The sequence below is a fragment of the Cupriavidus pauculus genome (genome assembly GCF_003854935.1).
GTDB classification, from domain to species: domain Bacteria; phylum Pseudomonadota; class Gammaproteobacteria; order Burkholderiales; family Burkholderiaceae; genus Cupriavidus; species Cupriavidus pauculus_C.
Genome location: NZ_CP033971.1, coordinates 236,171 through 252,760, shown reverse-complemented (window position 1 = coordinate 252,760; position 16,590 = coordinate 236,171). Strand labels below are relative to the sequence as shown.

The window sequence follows — 16,590 nt, the reverse complement described above, 5'->3', positions numbered from 1 at the left end:
CTAACATGCTGGCCGCCACGAGCAGCGGCCGCGCATACCGCTCCGGAGGCCAAATCCTCAGAAATCTTCCACTCTCACGGGAACGGGAAAAATGAAAAAACAGCAATGGGCTGCCGCCCTTTCGATCGCCACGTCGGTACTTCTTGCCAGCTGCGGTGGTGGCGACGACTCAGGAACCAGCGCCAGCACTCCGACGGCACTGCCGGCAGCCACTATTTCGGGCACTGCAGCCACGGGTGCGCCCATCACCAACGCGGCGCTGACGGTCAAATGCGTCAGCGGTCAGACGACGGTCACCACTGGGACGGACGGCAGTTGGAGCACTTCCACTGCAAATCTGGCTCTGCCGTGCGTGTTGCGCGTAACTACAGCCGCAGGCGAAGTGTTGCATTCGTACATCGAAAGCGCCGGCACCACCAATGTCACGCCGATCACCGAGCTGGTGGTCGCGGCCGCGACCGGCAATGCCGATACAGCAGCATTCTTCGCGAGCTTCTCGACGGTCTCCGCCGCAGCCGCCAGCGACAAGCTTGCTCTGGCCATCACGCAGGTTAAGCAGCGCCTGTCGTCGCTGGGTGTCGACGCCGATTCTCTGAACCTGTTGAACCAGAAGTTCAATCCCCGCAACGGCGATAACTACGACGATCGCCTGGAAGAGATCGCATCAAAGCTCAAGCTGACCAATTTGACACTGGCAGCGCTATCGAGCGATGTAGCGCAGGGCAGGGTGGGGCCGGTTGGCCCCACTGGCGCAACGGGTGCTACTGGCGCTACTGGCGTGACGGGTGCAACGGGCGCAACTGGTGCTGCGGGCGCGAACGGTGTGGACGGTTCGACCGGAGCGACGGGTCCGCAGGGTCCGACCGGCGCAACGGGGGCTCAGGGCAATACGGGTTCCAACGGCGCAACCGGTGCGACTGGGCCGACCGGCGCCACCGGTTCAAATGGCGCGACAGGCGCAACGGGCGCGACCGGTGCAACGGGTGCAACGGGTGTAACGGGTGCAACGGGTGCAACGGGTGTAACGGGTGCAACGGGTGCAACGGGTGCAACGGGTGCGACGGGTGCGACGGGCTCCACAGGCGCAACCGGCGCCACAGGTCCGGCCGGCACGGTTCCCGGGTTGGGCAATAACGAACCCTCCGTGGGCGATGGCGTCAGCGGCGACTGCACGATGGCCACGGTATGGCTCTCCGCCGCGAGCTTCGCGGCTGGTGGGGTGCGTGCCGACGGGCGCGTCCTGAGCATTCAGAACAACCAGGCACTGTTTGCGCTGCTGGGGGTCAAATTCGGCGGCGATGGCGTCACCAATTTCCGGCTTCCGGATCTCCGGGCGCTAGAGCCGACCGGCCTGTACTACGTGATCTGCACACAGGGAATCTTCCCGAGTCGCCCGTAAAAGAGTTCTTTCCCGATGGGACACCTGACGAGCATGAAATCCAGATGTCCCAATGCCATGCAGATCAGGTTCGAGCGTCACCCCAAATGAGACCTTCCTACCGGGCGTCGGCGCAAGGGCACCATCCCGGCGAGGGGCGCGGCAACGCTGGGCCCACCGACTGGGAGTTAGCTGCGCGGAGGGAGGAGCGGGCCATCGATTGAGCGGGGTTGGCCCTGTACGTTCGGATGCTGCTGCGTGCGAATGGCAAGGCGATGCGGCACCTGAGCCTAAGGATGTTGGCCTCCGCCAATTTGCTGATCCTCTTGTGCTAACCAGCCAGCTTGTCGGCGGCTTCTTGCAGGCCGTTGAGGATGGCTGACCCGTGCCCGGCGGCGCCATGTTGTAGTCGCGTTGAATTAGCGCCAGCCAAGGTCGGAGAGAGCTACGTAGCCGCGTTGAAATCTAAGTGGCACGTACGTACGTAAGCGACGGCCTGCTGATTACAGGCCAAAACCCTGCATCGTCGGCTTATGCAGCCGAGCGACTCCTCAAGAAACTAAGCGCAGAGAAGTTAAATCTGAGCGCCTTTGTGTGAAGCCGCGCGAGCAAATGAGCGGCGGGGCAGCGATTGTCCGTCCCGCCCGGCGGCAGTTCTAGGCATGCGCCATACGTCATCTAAATTCACCTTCATGGGCCCCCTGTGGGATCTGGCTGAAGACAAACACTGATGATGCCGTGCCAATAGGCTTTCAGGCGCTGGGCGAACAGTCCGAGAGCAGGAATCCGGCTCTGGCGCCTGTTCACACCACTGCTCCCAAGCCTTCTGCGCCCATCCCGGGCGGCGGTAGAACCACAGTCGCTTCAGCTCGGAATCGGCCACATGCATTGGAAACTCCGCCGGAAGTCGCGCGCGAACCGCCGCCACGGCCCCGGGCGTGCGCGCCACCAGGTCGTCGACCACCGCCTCCACGCCGCAGCCATCGGGCGCCACCACACCATGAGACCCTCAAGCCGTGCATCTGAACGAGGTGCTGCAGGCCAATCAGCCGTTGCTGACGGTCTACATCCTGAGAGACGCTTCCGTAATCGCACGGTTGATGCTAAAATTAATGCGAAATCGCATCATTTTTGGAGCGGTGATATGCGCACTACCGTCACAATAGAAGATTCGCTCTACGAGCAAGCCCTTGAGTTGGCCGACACGTCCATGGACCGGACGGACCTGTTTCGGGAGGCCATCAAAACGTTCGTGCGTGTCCAAGCCGCTAAACGGCTGGCCGCACTGGGTGGCGCGCAGCCCGACATGCAGGAGATTCCTCGCCGGGCGCCGTCGCTATGATGGTGCTGGTTGACACATCGGTGTGGGTCTCCCACTTCAAGCGCAGCAACACGGCGCTCGTCGCCTTGCTGGAGTCGGATCGTGTCCTGTCGCACCCGATGGTGCTGCTCGAACTCACTTGCGGCACGCCTCCGGAGCCGAGAAGCCGCACGCTGGCTAGCGTCGGCCTGCTCCAGCAGGCGAACCAGGCCACGCTTGCGGAGGCGATGGCGTTTGTGGAGCAAGAACGGCTATATGGCGCCGGATGCGGTCTGGTGGACGTGATGCTGCTCGCTTCGGCCCTGCTGACGCCGCAGGCGCGGCTTTGGACGCTCGACAAGCGGTTGGCCGGACTGTGCGAGCGGTTTGGCGTGGAATACCGGTCAAAGTAGGCCGCCTCACAGGGCGGCTTTCGGCCTTCCGAAAGTGTCTCTATTGCGATAAGCCTTCTTACCACAATGGGTGCGGGCTAAAGAGAAATCGCCCCGGCGGTGGCTTGACAACATGTGCCGATCACCTTTGCCGTGCTCCTGTTGGGGCACCCTACCTTCGCCGCCGCACGCGTCCCTAACGTGTGCGGTTTTTTTGCTACTCCGCACCATGGAGGGGTTGCGCATACGCCGCCACTTCGTCAGCATTGATTGCTGGAAGACCGCTTCGATCTGATCCCTTAAACCGCGTCACTGACGCGGTTTTTTTCTTCTGACTGGCTGGTAGCGACGCGAGCAGAGCCAGCTCGCCTGGTAGCGGCGACCCGCTACATTTCGACCTTCTTCGACCTCCAGCGCTCCAAAACTTTGCTACAGAGATAAGAAGGCTTCTCTTGCGCAATTCGCAACATGGATGGGCAGATGCGATCTGATGTGCGACATTGATCCCCCATCAATTTTGATTCCACACGAAAATGGCTACGACTCAAGATGCCCTGAAAGCATTGATCGACCTACTTCACAATGGCAAGAACATCGCAGATCGCGGAGGTGCGGCGACTGGGCTGGGTTACATCGGCGGAGAGGAGGCACGAGCGGAACTGATTGCGGCACTTGGTAAATCAAGAACGTCAGAAGAGCGGGGCATCATTGCTACCGCCTTGGGCCAAGCAACTCAGCGCTGAACCTTACGGGGAACCGAGACCCATCACCGCCCTTGTGGCGGTTTTTTATTTGCAGGTTGCCATTGCAATAGGAAAAGTTCTGTCGACGACGAACGTTGAGAAATTTTTGGCTGCGTGGGGAATTTATATTCTGAGCCGCCGCACATCCGCTGTACTGGGCACGTGTGCTGGCGCGGATGCCGAGGCTCGCCGCGTATTTGGTGTCGAGCCAGGGGCGCACCAGTTGCGCGTCGGTTCTGACCAGCCGGTAGCACCGGACTGGCGCTGGCGTTTGGCGGCACATCGCGGCGTTCGGGTGAGGTGGGCAGCGCGGGCAGATCATTCGCGAGCGGAAAAACGGCGGCAAATCGAGTAACGGAAGCCGCGGTCGGCGCCCGCCAACCCAGGCCGGGGGCGGCTCCGCGGTGCGGCTATTTGTCATTAGTGGGATAATGACAAATCGTACTGTTAATGAATACTGATAAACATATCGAGAAAGGGTAGACTATCCGTATTCGTTTGATAGTTCGCCCATGCCCCGCACCCCTACCGCCTTTGCCGACGCCGAACTCCTCGCCATTACCCGCGCGCTGCAGCAGCTCGACGTCGCCCACGCCGACAACCGCGCCTTCCTGCGCCGCGCCTTCGACGCGATCGACCGGATCACCGGTCGTACCTTTGGCGCCTCCGTCTACCGGCGGCTACTGGCCGCCGCCGGCGTGGCCCGCGCGCCCAGCGGCCAGACCGTGGCCGCCGTGATCGCCGAGCGCAAGGCCGCGCCCACGGCGGCGGCCGAGGCGGAGCGGGGAGGCTTGCTCGACGATGGCCTGCGGGCGTTCCTGCACAAGGAAATCCGCGTCGCGCTGGACGAGACCGGTGCGGCCGCCCCGCGCGTGCCCGTCGCCGTGCCGGCGACGGCGAGACCGCTGCCCATGGCCACCGCAGCCGCAGCGGGCGAGGAGGGCAATGCAAGTGGGACGTTAGCGGCGCTGCTGACCCAGCGGGTCGCCAGGCTGGAAGAAGAGAACCGGCAACTGCGCGAGCGCGCGGCGACCGCGGAGGCGGCCAGCCGCGCGGCGCAGGCCGAGGCGGGGTCGTTGCAGGCGGCACTGGCCGCCGCGCGCGCGGCGCTGGCCGAGAAGGAGGCAGGCCTGGTCGCGGCGCTGCAGGCGGCGACGGCCGAGCTGGCGCACATGGGCGAGCGCCAGGCGGCGGCCGAGCGTCGGCGGGCGCTGGAGACCGATAACGTGCGGCAGGCCTACCGCGCCGAGCGCGATGCACTGGCCGGTCGGGTGAGTTTTCTGGAAGAGGAACTGAAGACGGCGCGTGCCGGCGCCGAGGCCTATCGTCACGCGCTGCGAGGCCGCAGCAGTTGAACGGTTCAGGGCGCACGGTGGAGCCGGTGTGTGGTCGCTTTCACTTAGAATTGGCGCTGTTTCCTTCTAATAACGGAACGCCGTGAAAATTGACGCTACTACCAAGCTCGCTTTTTCGATATTTGAAAACCGAGGCGTCCATGCCGTGCTGTTAGGCTCCGGAATCTCGCGATCCGCCGCTATTCCGACCGGTTGGGAGATTACCCTTGATCTAGTGCGTAGGGTTGCCCAGGTACAGGGCGAGCCGGAGCACGCCGATTGGGCAGCCTGGTACACGGCGAAATATGGTGGCGAGCCGAATTACTCGCAACTCTTGGAGCATCTCGCGGATACAGCGGCCGAACGTCGGGCCATTCTGGATGGTTACATCGAGCCGTCGACGGAGGACCGCGCCGCCGGTAAAAAGCTTCCTACCCGGGCGCATAGGGCTATCGCACGCCTAGTCCGCGCCGGCTACATCCGGGTCATCTTGACAACGAACTTCGATCGGCTCATGGAGAATGCTCTACGCGACGAAGGCGTTGAGCCGGTTGTGGTTGCTTCAGTGGATGCACTGGCCGGGGCAGTGCCGCTTTCCCATGCCAGTTGCTACCTCGTCAAGCTACACGGCGACTACAAAGACGCTCGTATCCTAAATACGGATGCTGAACTGGCGGGCTACCCTGCCGAATACGACCGGCTGCTTGACCGCATCATGGATGAATTCGGATTGATCGTGTGCGGCTGGTCGGGCGAATGGGATCACGCATTGCGTGCAGCGGTCATGCGGTCCGTCAACCGACGTTATCCGCTTTTTTGGGCCGCGCAAGGCGGTCACCTGCGGCCCCGTGGTCAGGAGTTGCTTGATCATCGCCGAGGTGTCGTGATTCCGATTGACGATGCAGATTCATTCATGGAAGCGTTGCAGCGGTCCGTGGAGACGCTGGCTCAAACTGGCGCTCCAGATCCCGCCAGCGTCGGGCTTGCAGTGGCAAGCGCGCGGCGCTACGTCGCCAAGCCCGAGTTCCGTATCCCGCTAGAAGATTTGGTGCGCGATCAACTAGCGCTCATTACGGTGACCCTCGATGAGCAGCGTGCAAATCCGCCCAAAGGCGGTTATCAAAAAGAAGTCTACTGCCAGTACGTGGAAACCAACGAGCAGGGCACCGAGGCTTTAGCTACCGTCGCTGGCGTGCTCGGTCGCTGGGGTGACAACGGAAGCCTCGAGTTGGTGCTGGACGTGATTCGCGTTTTGTACGTAAAGGCCCGGGAAGTACAGTCAGGTTATCCCCCTTACTTCGAAGTCCGCACCTATCCCGCTGTCCTTATATTTTCAGCGTATGGGCTCGGACTCGTTAGAGCCGGGCAGTGGGAAACTCTCCAGCGGTTGTTGACCGCAGAATTGGCACGCGACCATCGTGGAGTACGTCGAATGGTAGACGCACTATTCGCGTGGGCATGGGCGGGAGCTGAGCACTTCAGCCATTTTCCTGGTAAGGAGCGTCACAAGACGCCGTCGTCGGACCGCATTCTGTCCGTGTTGAGCACCTGGTCCCACGCTTTTATGGGCGTGCTGCACGACATAACACCAAACTTCGCCCGCTTCGAAATTCTGGCCTCATTGGCATACACAGACCTTCACGAGCAGACCGCGCTCGAGCGAGGTCTGAATACGGACTTTAGCAACCGGACTCCGGTAGGGCTGTCGTCTTGGAACGAATTGGTTGCGGCGCCGATTGTCGACGAGTTGGCAGGGAAGTGGGGTGACGAACTCCTCGCGGCTGGCTTCGCTCGCACTGAGCGAGCGCGCCTCGATCTCTTCATGAGGGGATTCCGCGGGGTGATAGCGACTGAAAGTTGGCGGTGAACGTGCCCCAGCGGCGGCTTCGATTTGTCGCATATTGATAAGAGTAGTTAGGTGATTCCGGCGCGACAAATGATCAATGGGGGTCATCGGTCACTTGAAATTGTGTCTCACAATTGTTGGGTTGGATTCTCAAAGTTATTGGGTCGAAGGAATGCAATATGACATCCGTGACGTCCGCCACCTCCCGCATGGCTGCTAGTCGTGCCGAATGGGAGGATGCCGAGCAACGCTGCGAAATGCGCCGGGAACTGGCTGGGGCCAATCGGCCAGTGAGCCCTGTCGCTCGAACTGGGTGCTCGCGTGAGCTTCCGTCCGATTTCCCGGCGCGATGTCGCGGATCCATCTTCTTAGCCGTGCGCCAGAACCCACCCCTTTGAAGGGGCAGGTTGCAAAAGTGGCTATTCGGAATCTGGAATTCTGTGCCGCAGCGTTTGGCTGCACTATGGCTTCACTGCAGCGTCCGGTTCCGGAACTGGTCTCCTACTACAAGGAACTTGGCTTTCACCGCGAAGTCAAGAAAAAAGGTAAAATCGAGAGACTTGAGTGGGACCTGCGGGAGGAATTGTCCGCAGCAGCCGAAGGAGCGGAACCATGAAAGCCAACACCACACGTCGAGTTCGCAAGAACGTGCAGTTCGAATCGCCGGAAGCTCTCCGTGCGCGACTGGCGGCATTCGCCCTGGGGACGCGCACCACGGCGGCCCGGCGGAGCAAAGTCGAAGAGCCCACGGTGCGCGGCTCCGTGCTGGCAGGCCGACGTCTGCGCGCCGTGAGCTAGATTCAAAACCAATTTGTCGGAAGCCTCCCTCGGGAGGCTTTTTTGTTGGAAAGTTGCCCGATAAAAATTACATAACCACGCACATGCTCTCCTACAGTACCGGGCTCGTTTATCCAAGCACGCATCAAGATTTCGAGGACCTCTGCCATCAGGTCTATCGTGTCGTCTACCGTGATATGACGGCGTCAAAAAACGGGCGTTCTGGACAAAAGCAGCACGGCGTTGACATATTCTTCACGTCCGACGGCCAGAGATATGGCGTTCAATGCAAGCACAAGTCGTTTGGGAAACTAACGAAGCCGATCATCGATGCTGAGATTGGTCTTGCGGAGAAAGGTCCCGTCGCCATAGATCATCTGATCATAGCGACCACCGCTCGCAATGACGCCAAGCTGTTGGCCTACGCCCTTGAGCTTAGCGATCGCCGCAAAGCGGAGGGTAAGTTCGCAGTTGCCCTAGCCTTTTGGGAAACAATTGAAAGCCTGGTCCGGGGCCATCCTGAATTGCAATCGCAGTTGGCACCCCATCAGCCCGGTGGAGCTTTCTACGAGACCAGTCGGAAGCTGGACGCCTTACTGCAACAGGTAGGCGTAACGCATTCCTGGACCGCCGGCGCCGGTGCTGGCGCACAATTGATATCGGCCCCTCGAACCGACTCCCTCAATAAGCTCGTAGATGGGCAACTGGAAGCAATCAAGCGACTTATCGAAGACGGGCGCGTGCGTGACGCGCTCGAATCGATAAAGGGCCTTGCAGCTAGTATCGATGATTTTGATGTGTACCAGAAGTGCAGGTGGTACACCCAGCGGGGCCACTGCTACTGGCTCACAGGCCATCTCGAACTCGCCGCACAGGACTTCGAGCAGGCGTTTGCTCTTACACCGGAGGATGACAAGGCGGTAGCCAATCGGATACGTGGACTTCTTCTAACGGATCGCGTTCCGGAAGCATGGGAAATCGCGAGAAAGGCGAAAGACCAATTCCCCGGTTCGCGCAGCATTTTCATAATCTGGGCTCAACTTTCCGTGCAAGTCCGCCATCCGGTTAGCTGGCGCAAAGATGTGCCGCCAGAGTTTAAGAACGACGCAGACGTTCTATATACGTTTGGCTGGCTGGCCATTCTGCAAGACAAGCCAAATGACGGCCTGAAATTCGTAGAGCGGGCCCTTAAGGGCGGAAGAGCTTCGTTCGAAGTCCTTTCCCTCCGGTTGATTGCGCTGGTGCAAACTGCACTGGTTAGCGGAGCGCTCGCGAGCGTCGGTGTCGTTGACAAGAAAGTTCTGGACGGCCTTAGAGCCGCGCTTGAGCCGTTCCGTGAGCACGACACTTTGTGGGCCCGCCAAGACAGCGTGACAACACCGCAAACGGTAGTTGCCATGGGCTACGCGATGCTCATGTTGGACGAGCAGCAAGCGGCGGCAGAAATGTTGGTAAAGGCCGTGGCGCGTTTTCCCGAAGACGACGAGTTGCTACGGGTTAGCATTGATGCTTTGTTGAGGAGTGAGCAACGCGACAGCGCCTATGAATTCGGCACTGCGCATCTTGATGCTTTGGCGATCGACGGAAAACTCGTGGTAGCAGAAATGGCTGCCAACAGAGGGGACGAAGCCATTCTTGAACGTGTTGCGACACTGCTCGCTTCGCTGAATGACGTGAAAGAGTCATCGGAAGCGCAAGAGCTACTCACTGTCTATCGTTGGCTGTGCCAGGTAAATTTGGGGAAGAAGACGGAGGTCATGCCGCGGCTCTCAGAGCGGTGGACTGACTCGACCCACAGTTTTACTGCCCGCACTATTGCCGTTAGGGTGGCACACCAGCTCGGATGTGTATGGGCCACTCGAAGTCTGGAAAGACTGGTGGACGCCGTGAGTGACGGCGCGCATACCGCACAGAGGTTCATGGTGGCGCAATTATGCGCGATGTTTGGACAACATGAATCAGTGATTCGATTGCTGGAGCGGTGTTTGCCGCAAGGGTACGTCAGCGAACCGCATAAAACGCTGTTCGAAGCCTATGTTCGCACCAATGCTCGAAAAAAAGCGCTCCTCATGCTGAGAGCGATGCCACAACACGCGATGGACGATCCGAACGTCCGCTCGCTTGCAGTGGAGTTGGCGCAAGCTGCCGATGACTGGCAAGAACTGTCACGGCTTTCGGAACGCCAGCTACTGGAACACGCGGATCGCAGCGAAGCATGGGTCTTCAGGTTCAATGTGTTGTGGCGCCAAGGAAAGCGCGATGAGGCGAGGGCGCTGCTGTCGTCGGACATACGTCTGACGGTGGGAGGTAACCCCACGTCGATAGGCCAACTTTCGCAAATTGAGATAAGTAACGGACAGGCTGAGCGAGGGCTGAAACGGTTGTATCGGCAATATAGGCTCGATGCCCATAGTGAACAATCGGCGTCTGCATTTCTTACTCGCCTCATAGGGCTGCCCGCTGGCTCGCTCCCCGAGTCACCCGTCGAAATCACTGGCGGGACGGCGGTAACACTTAAGGATGCCGACGGCGTCGAACGAAGCGTTATCTTCGATCCGTTCGGCATCGATGATCTTCCCTTGTTGCAGCCGTTCGGCATACCAAGCGGCCAACCGTTCGCACTGCTATTGGGGAAACGAGTCGGTGACACCGTATCCATTCGGGACACCTTCGGCGGTTCGAAGCAGTACGAAGTCGTTCGCCTGGACTCGTGCTACCGCGCTCTGGGTGCGCTTGCGGGTGACGTGATTGCAAAATCCTTTACTGGAAGCAGTTCCATCGTTTCGGTACCAATCACAATGGGCGCGGACGGCATCCCTGACATGAGCAAAATCCTTTCGATGCTGAGACGTAGGAACGAGCGCGCGAAAAGCGTTTTTTCCGTCTACGGCGAAGGGCCTATTCCGCTCGGCGCAATCGCAAAAGCGATGGGCACTTCTGTCGCTGTAATGACTTCGGACTGGCCACTATTTGCACCCCCGCTTTACGTTTGCTCCGGGCGACAGGACGAGGAAATTGGCGCACTTAGATCGTTGAGTCAATGGGACGGCCCCGTGGTTGTCGACTTGCCGGCCCTAAATGAACTGCTCTCGACCGGGGCCGAAGCCTCGTTGAGTTTCTTTAAGGAAGTGATAATTTCAAGTTCCGCTGTAAGTACGCTCAAGTCGCTGATCGAGACTGCCAGCAATCCTCAAGAGATGGGGCAGCTCCAGGAAGTGGACGGCGAAATCTCCATGATCGAGTATAACGAGAGCTTTCGGGCCGCAAGGCTCGGGTATTTGCGTAGGGTAGAGGCGTTCATCGAAAGCACCTGCACGGTTGTGCCGGCATGGGGCATTGAGAATGTGCCATCTGAACTGATGAAGCTGGCCGAGTTTCTTGATCAGGAGTCTTATGACGCAATGCTGGTATGTCTAGAGCACGGCGGACTCTTGCTTACATTGGACGGACGATTACGTGAAGCCGCTTCGGTACTCGGCAACATACCTGGTGTTTGGCCCCAAGCGGTCGGTCACTATGCGGTGGATCGCGCAATACTCCCCATCGATGCTTACCACATGTTGGTCTTTGCAAGTTTGGCCAAAAGACGCTCGCATGTCGGGATTAACAGCCAGAACATTGTCTGGCTCTTACGTCAGTCAGAGGCACTGCGACGTGCGTCAATGAAAGACTTATTGGGCTATCTGGCGGACACAAGGGTTGATCTGCTGAGCGTATTCGGCGTAGTGATGGAGAGTATTAAAGCAGTCACGATCGGGGGCGGTACAGTCGGAGCGATGGCGACGATGGTGCGCCGACTGTTCGCGCCACTGTTTTCCCGTCCGGATGCGGATTCCGACGGTATGGCTGCTGTGCTGTGCTTAGAATTGACGCACTTCGTTAAGGGGCTTATTGGCACAAGGAGCGGCCATCCCTTCGCACACGAACAAGGGAAAAGCAAACGCGCGCTTTGGATCAAGGCGATCGACGTCGCCGTGAAGGCAGCACAAAAGGATGGCAAGCAGTTGCAAATCCCTACAATTATTTCAAATGAAGTGGATGTAGTACCTGTGTTCGGGACGGTAGGTCCCATGTACTTGTCTGCTAATTTTGCGCGGACGTTTCAGGATCTGATTCATGAAAGCGAGTTGAAGGTTTGAGAGGCAGCGAAATCGGTCCTGTTCCGGCTACTTGAATGGTTCGCGGGTGGTCGGACGAGCTCAGAGCGCGACGGAATTGCTGATTGCGGATTCTGCCTGACTCACTCTTCTGCCTCGATTGAAGGACCTGCAATCAGACCAGATTTTGCAACGTCGGACGATCGAGCGCGGACCGGCGCTGGCTCTGCAACGAGCTGATCGGCCGGGTAGAGACGGAGGAGGGACTTTGCTACTTCCGGATCTCTGCATGTTAGCCACTCTTTCCAGTCATTCGGGGGCAAGACCACCACCCCGCGCTTCTCACTCTCCGGCTTATGGAAGCGCTTAAGCAGGGGGTGGCCATCCGCATTCAGCGTTGGCATTGTGAAGGACGCCGCGCCGTCGGGCCATGCCCGCCAGAGACCCGCAATGGCGAACGGCTCACCGCCTGGCCGACCAATTTTCCATCGGACGGCCTTTCCGCTTTCCCAGTTAGGTTCGAAAAACGCAGTCGCCGGGAGAAGGGCGAATTGGCAGGCACGCCAATGCGGGGCGAAGGATCGCAGCTTGCCGATCGTCTCTACCCGCGCATTTGCGGTCGGGAAATAGCGTGTGCCCGGTGGGATCGCTTTCTTTGGCACCATGCTGAAGGACGCTAGTACGCTCTCCCACGCATCCGAGTCGCCGGCACGGCGGATGATGGGTGCAGGATAGTCAGGCCAGGCTTCGGATCGCCACTCCCCCGGCGGCGGCTCGACACCGAAGATATCGCGAAGGATTTGCCGGTGCACTGGGGCATAGTTCACACACATGCGCTTCTCCTGCTGGCTGCGCTCAGGCGCTTGCAAAGTTAGGCGGGATAACCTTCACGGCGGCGAGCGGCTTCCCAATCCACCCACGACAGGGCGAACCGCATAGAGCCGGACACTAGAAAAATCAGAACCGACAACAACGCGAGCGGAAAACTCAGCCACTTCAGCCACAACATTTGGGGGGGAAGGTGGCTTTCCATGTCTGAGATGGACGCAGCCAGTATATCCCGCAAACGTTCTCTAGCCTCGACCGGCTCGTCCAACACCATTATGAAGACATTTCCTCTAAGTTTCTCAAGCGTCAACCTCATCTGCTCTGCGCTTGGACTGATTATTTGTTGATGGATTTCCTTCAAGCTCTCTTTCTCCGCAAAACATGGCGCCGCAGTCCGCCTCGGTATAGCGCACTCTTTGGAGTTGACAAATTTTGATATGGTCGTCAAGCCGGGCTCCATGCGTTCGACGATTTTCCAGCCATCATTCCACTCACTAATAAACCCTTGTGTTACGAGCGTGAGCGCAAGGGACACTCCTGTTACCAGCAGTGGCAGATCGGATTGAAGTTTGGCGAGCTTTCTCTGCGACTCGGTCGCATAACGATATTTTTTCAAGTTACTGCGGAACAATGCGCAAAACATGATCGGCATCATTATAGCAAATATGATTCCGATGAGCCTGTCATTGCCTGCCTCAATAGCGTAGTACAGTGGCGTACCGAGAGCGGAAGTGATAACTACCACAACAGCGATTTGCTTAGCCGATTTTATATTTTGTGATTTCATTGTGATCCGACGAAAGGACGATGTGATGGGGTAATCATACTCTGACAAAACCGGATGTCAAAAATCACGCGCTACAGTTGGCACGATTGAATTAATGCGAATGATAGATAAAGAAAAAAGATCGTTTTTGTGCGCGATTACATCATTATGGGCGCTCTCAAGGCGCTATTCCCTGTAGCTCGAGCCGATCTGGAAAGAGGGCCGATGCCCCTGACATCACACCCATTTACCGCCCACAGCTGTCAGCAGAAGTTTCGGCTCTGTGTTTCTAAGGCGCCTAGCATAGGAGAGAGATCCACCGCGTATTGTGCGACGAGGTGTTTCACGTCACCGTCAGCCTGCCACTGGCCGTAGACGCCGAGCAGGGAGGCGTTGAGGATCTCTTTCCGAAAATTTTCTAGCACTGACGGCCATACGATGACGTTCACGTTGCCGGTCTCGTCTTCGATCGTCAGGAACAACACGCCTTTGGCCGTACCGGGGCGTTGCCGGACCGTCACAATGCCGGCGCCGCGCGCGAGTTGCCGATTGGCATAGGTGGCAAGCGTAGCAGCAGTCTCGAACCGTTTGCCGGCCAATTGGCGTCGCAGCAGCGCGAGGGGATGCCGTTGCAGCGTCAGTCCCATCGAGCGGTAGTCGCCGAGGATGGTCTCGCCTTCGGTCGGCGGCGCCAACGCGGGAGACTCCTCCGCTAAGTCGGCGACCTTCAGCAGATCCTTGTCCGGTACGGCCACAGACGCTTCCCACAATGCGTGACGCCGATCCCCCGCTAGGGTGCGAAGGGCGTCGCTAGCTGCGAGCACCTGCATGTCGTGGCGGTCCAGTGCTGCTCGGCGCGCCAGATCGGTGACGCTATCGAAATCGCGCACCGCACGGCATGTTTCGATGCGCCGCGCAGATTCCTCCCGCATGCCGCGCACCAACGACAGGCCGAGGCGCACGCGCGGTCCTGTTTCGTCTGGCTCCAGCGACGAATCCCAGCCACTCACCGCGACGTCGGCCGGCAGCACGGTGACACCATGGCGCTTGGCATCCTGCACCAGTTGCGACGGCTGTAGAACCCCATTGGCTGGCTGTTGAGCAAGGCGCAGAGGAACGCGGCCGGCTCATGGCATTTGAGCCAGGCACTGGCATAGACGAGAAGGGCGAAGCTCGCGGCATGGCTCTCGGGGAATCCGTATTCGCCGAAGCCATGGATCTGCTGGAAGATCGATTCGGCAAACTCCCGCTCGTAGCCGCGTTCGAGCATGCCGCTGACGATGCGATCGTAATAGCGCTCCAGACCACCCTTGCGCTTCCAGGCTGCCATCGCCCGGCGCAACTGGTCGGCTTCTCCTGCGGAGAATCCAGCCGCAAGCATGGCCACCTGCATGACCTGCTCCTGGAAGATGCGCACGCCGAGCGTGCGCGACAGGGCGATCTCCATCTCCGGACTGGGTTAGCTCACTGGCTCCTTTCCCTGCCGCCGGCGCAGGTACGGATGGACCATGCCGCCCTGCACCGGACCAGGACGCACGATCGCGACCTCGATGACCAGATCATAGAAGGTGCGCGGCCGCAGGCGCGGCAGCATGGACATCTCGGCACGGGATTCGACCTGGAACACACCAACGCTGTCAGCGCGGCACAGCATCGCGTAGGTCTCGGGGTCTTCTGCAGGGATGTCCTGCAGCTCAAAGACTTCGCCGCGTTGCTCGGCCACGAGATCGAGCGCCCTGTGGATTGCGGAAAGCATGCCGAGGCCAGCACGTCGACCTTGAGCAGCCCGACCGCATCCAGATCGTCTTTGTCCCACTGGATGACACTGCGATCCGGCATCGCCGCATTTTCGATGGGGACGAGCCGGGACAGCTTGCCGCGTGCGATGACGAATCCGCCGCTATGCTGGGACAGATGCCGAGGGAAACCAAGCAACTGCGTTGCCATGCTCGCCCATCGTTGCGTGAGTTCGCTCTCCGTATCTACGCCACTCTCTTCGAGCCGCTTGAGCAGGTCTTCTTTGCTGTCGAACCAATGGTGGGCCTTGGGGACCATGTCCACGATGGCGGGATCGACACCGAGCGCGTTGCCCGATTCACGCAACGCCCCACGCGGTCGATAGGTGGAGACAGCCGCCGCCAGCGCCGCGCGATCCCGTCGCGGCAATCTACGGGAATGAAGCCAGTGTCGGTCAGGGACTCGTGGAGAGCGGTGTGCCGCGCTCGGACGTATTTGTCACCACCAAGATATGGAACGACGCGCAGGGCGCCGCCCGAACGCGAGACGCCCTAGCTCAAAGCCTGGAGCGTCTTGGCCTTGAGTACGCAGATCTACTGTTGATCCACTGGCCTGCACCCTCAAAAAATCTTTACATTGAGACATGGCAGGCGATGATCGCGATGCGCAGCGAGGGACTCGTGCGCTCGATTGGCGTTTCAAACTTCACCGGGACGCAGCTTGCGAGACTGATCGACGAGACGAACGTGATACCGGTCCTGAATCAGGTGGAGTTGCATCCTTACATGCAACAAGATGAACTCCAAATGCTGCACCGTAGCCTGAACATTCACACGCAGGCGCGGAGCCCGCTTGCCCAGAACCACGCGCTATCGGATGAAGCCATCGTTCAGATAGCCACAAAGCACAGTCGAACGCCTGCTCAGGTGGTGATCCGCTGGCATCTCGAGAGCGGGCGAATTGTTATCCCTAAATCGGTCACACCGATACGTATTCGCAGCAACGCTCAAGTCTTCGACTTCAGCCTTGATGTCAGCGACCATGCCGCCATCGCCAGGTTGGATCGCCGATGGCGGCTCGGACCCGACCCGGACGTCCTCAACTGAAAGCAGTAGCAAATATCCTTCGACCACGGCTAACCAACGCTCGATGACGAACAGAGCGAGGAGATACGGAGGAAGAGAGCCAAGTCTGCGCCTTGTAACCGGGTCGCAGGTATGGGAACCCCCGTCCGGCGGGAGCGATGATCGGGTAGCTGCGCCTCCCACGAGGTTTCTGCGATCAGCCGAGCTCTCGGTTGTGCAATGCAACGTGACGGAAATTAACGCATATATGACATTTCATCGCTTGTCGTCGCTTCCAGCTCGATCGAGAATTTTCTCGCACTGACAC

General features: G+C 59.3%; 12 protein-coding genes and 2 pseudogenes. 10 read left to right on the top strand and 4 right to left on the bottom strand.

Going from position 1 to position 16,590, the window contains the following annotated elements:
• The first annotated feature begins 91 nt into the window (after positions 1-91).
• On the top strand, positions 92-1,399 hold the full coding sequence (locus EHF44_RS27825) for a tail fiber protein (RefSeq protein WP_216644012.1): 1,308 nt from the start codon (positions 92-94) through the stop codon (positions 1,397-1,399).
• A gap of 690 nt (positions 1,400-2,089) precedes the next feature.
• Here EHF44_RS27825 and EHF44_RS27820 read toward each other — a convergent pair.
• Positions 2,090-2,255 (bottom strand): annotated as a pseudogene (locus EHF44_RS27820) (DesA/ISL3 alpha bundle tail domain-containing protein); the annotation flags it as partial.
• Positions 2,256-2,522: 267 nt separating this feature from the next.
• Here EHF44_RS27820 and EHF44_RS27815 point away from each other — a divergent pair.
• The 8 genes from EHF44_RS27815 (at position 2,523) to EHF44_RS27775 (ending at position 11,909) form a co-directional block, all read left to right on the top strand.
• Complete coding sequence (locus tag EHF44_RS27815) at positions 2,523-2,720, top strand: type II toxin-antitoxin system VapB family antitoxin (RefSeq protein ID WP_124686989.1); 198 nt, start codon at positions 2,523-2,525, stop codon at positions 2,718-2,720.
• Positions 2,717-3,091 carry a type II toxin-antitoxin system VapC family toxin gene (locus EHF44_RS27810; protein ID WP_124686988.1) on the top strand — a complete coding sequence of 125 codons (375 nt, stop codon included), beginning with the start codon at positions 2,717-2,719 and terminating at the stop codon, positions 3,089-3,091. The genes EHF44_RS27815 and EHF44_RS27810 overlap by 4 nt, the downstream gene beginning before the upstream one ends.
• A 512-nt stretch (positions 3,092-3,603) precedes the next feature.
• Positions 3,604-3,813 (top strand): HEAT repeat domain-containing protein, encoded by a 210-nt coding sequence (locus tag EHF44_RS27805; RefSeq protein WP_124686987.1) that lies wholly within the window; start codon positions 3,604-3,606, stop codon positions 3,811-3,813.
• Positions 3,814-4,325: 512 nt separating this feature from the next.
• Positions 4,326-5,168: a cell envelope biogenesis protein TolA gene (locus EHF44_RS27795; protein ID WP_124686986.1), complete on the top strand. Its 843-nt coding sequence runs from the start codon at positions 4,326-4,328 to the stop codon at positions 5,166-5,168.
• A gap of 82 nt (positions 5,169-5,250) precedes the next feature.
• On the top strand, positions 5,251-7,014 hold the full coding sequence (locus EHF44_RS27790; RefSeq protein ID WP_124686985.1) for an SIR2 family protein: 1,764 nt from the start codon (positions 5,251-5,253) through the stop codon (positions 7,012-7,014).
• Between the two features lie 328 nt (positions 7,015-7,342).
• Entirely contained in the window at positions 7,343-7,609 is a 267-nt protein-coding gene (locus EHF44_RS27785) for a hypothetical protein (RefSeq protein ID WP_124686984.1), read from the top strand.
• Positions 7,606-7,791 carry a hypothetical protein gene (locus EHF44_RS27780; protein WP_124686983.1) on the top strand — a complete coding sequence of 62 codons (186 nt, stop codon included), beginning with the start codon at positions 7,606-7,608 and terminating at the stop codon, positions 7,789-7,791. The genes EHF44_RS27785 and EHF44_RS27780 overlap by 4 nt, the downstream gene beginning before the upstream one ends.
• Before the next feature lie 83 nt (positions 7,792-7,874).
• Positions 7,875-11,909 carry a tetratricopeptide repeat protein gene (locus EHF44_RS27775; RefSeq protein ID WP_124686982.1) on the top strand — a complete coding sequence of 1,345 codons (4,035 nt, stop codon included), beginning with the start codon at positions 7,875-7,877 and terminating at the stop codon, positions 11,907-11,909.
• Between the two features lie 101 nt (positions 11,910-12,010).
• On the opposite strand, the gene EHF44_RS27770 is transcribed toward EHF44_RS27775, so the two are convergent.
• The 3 genes and pseudogenes from EHF44_RS27770 to EHF44_RS28805 form a co-directional block, all read right to left on the bottom strand.
• On the bottom strand, positions 12,011-12,700 hold the full coding sequence (locus EHF44_RS27770) for an SOS response-associated peptidase (RefSeq protein WP_124686981.1): 690 nt from the start codon (positions 12,698-12,700) through the stop codon (positions 12,011-12,013).
• Between the two features lie 38 nt (positions 12,701-12,738).
• Positions 12,739-13,482, bottom strand: a complete 744-nt coding sequence (locus tag EHF44_RS27765; protein ID WP_124686980.1) for a hypothetical protein — start codon at positions 13,480-13,482, stop codon at positions 12,739-12,741.
• A gap of 242 nt (positions 13,483-13,724) precedes the next feature.
• Positions 13,725-15,618: pseudogene (locus tag EHF44_RS28805) on the bottom strand (error-prone DNA polymerase); the annotation flags it as partial.
• 56 nt (positions 15,619-15,674) lie between these two features.
• On the opposite strand from EHF44_RS28805, the gene EHF44_RS27755 reads away from it, so the two are divergent.
• On the top strand, positions 15,675-16,304 hold the full coding sequence (locus tag EHF44_RS27755) for an aldo/keto reductase (RefSeq protein ID WP_253700433.1): 630 nt from the start codon (positions 15,675-15,677) through the stop codon (positions 16,302-16,304).
• The last annotated feature ends 286 nt before the right edge of the window (positions 16,305-16,590 follow it).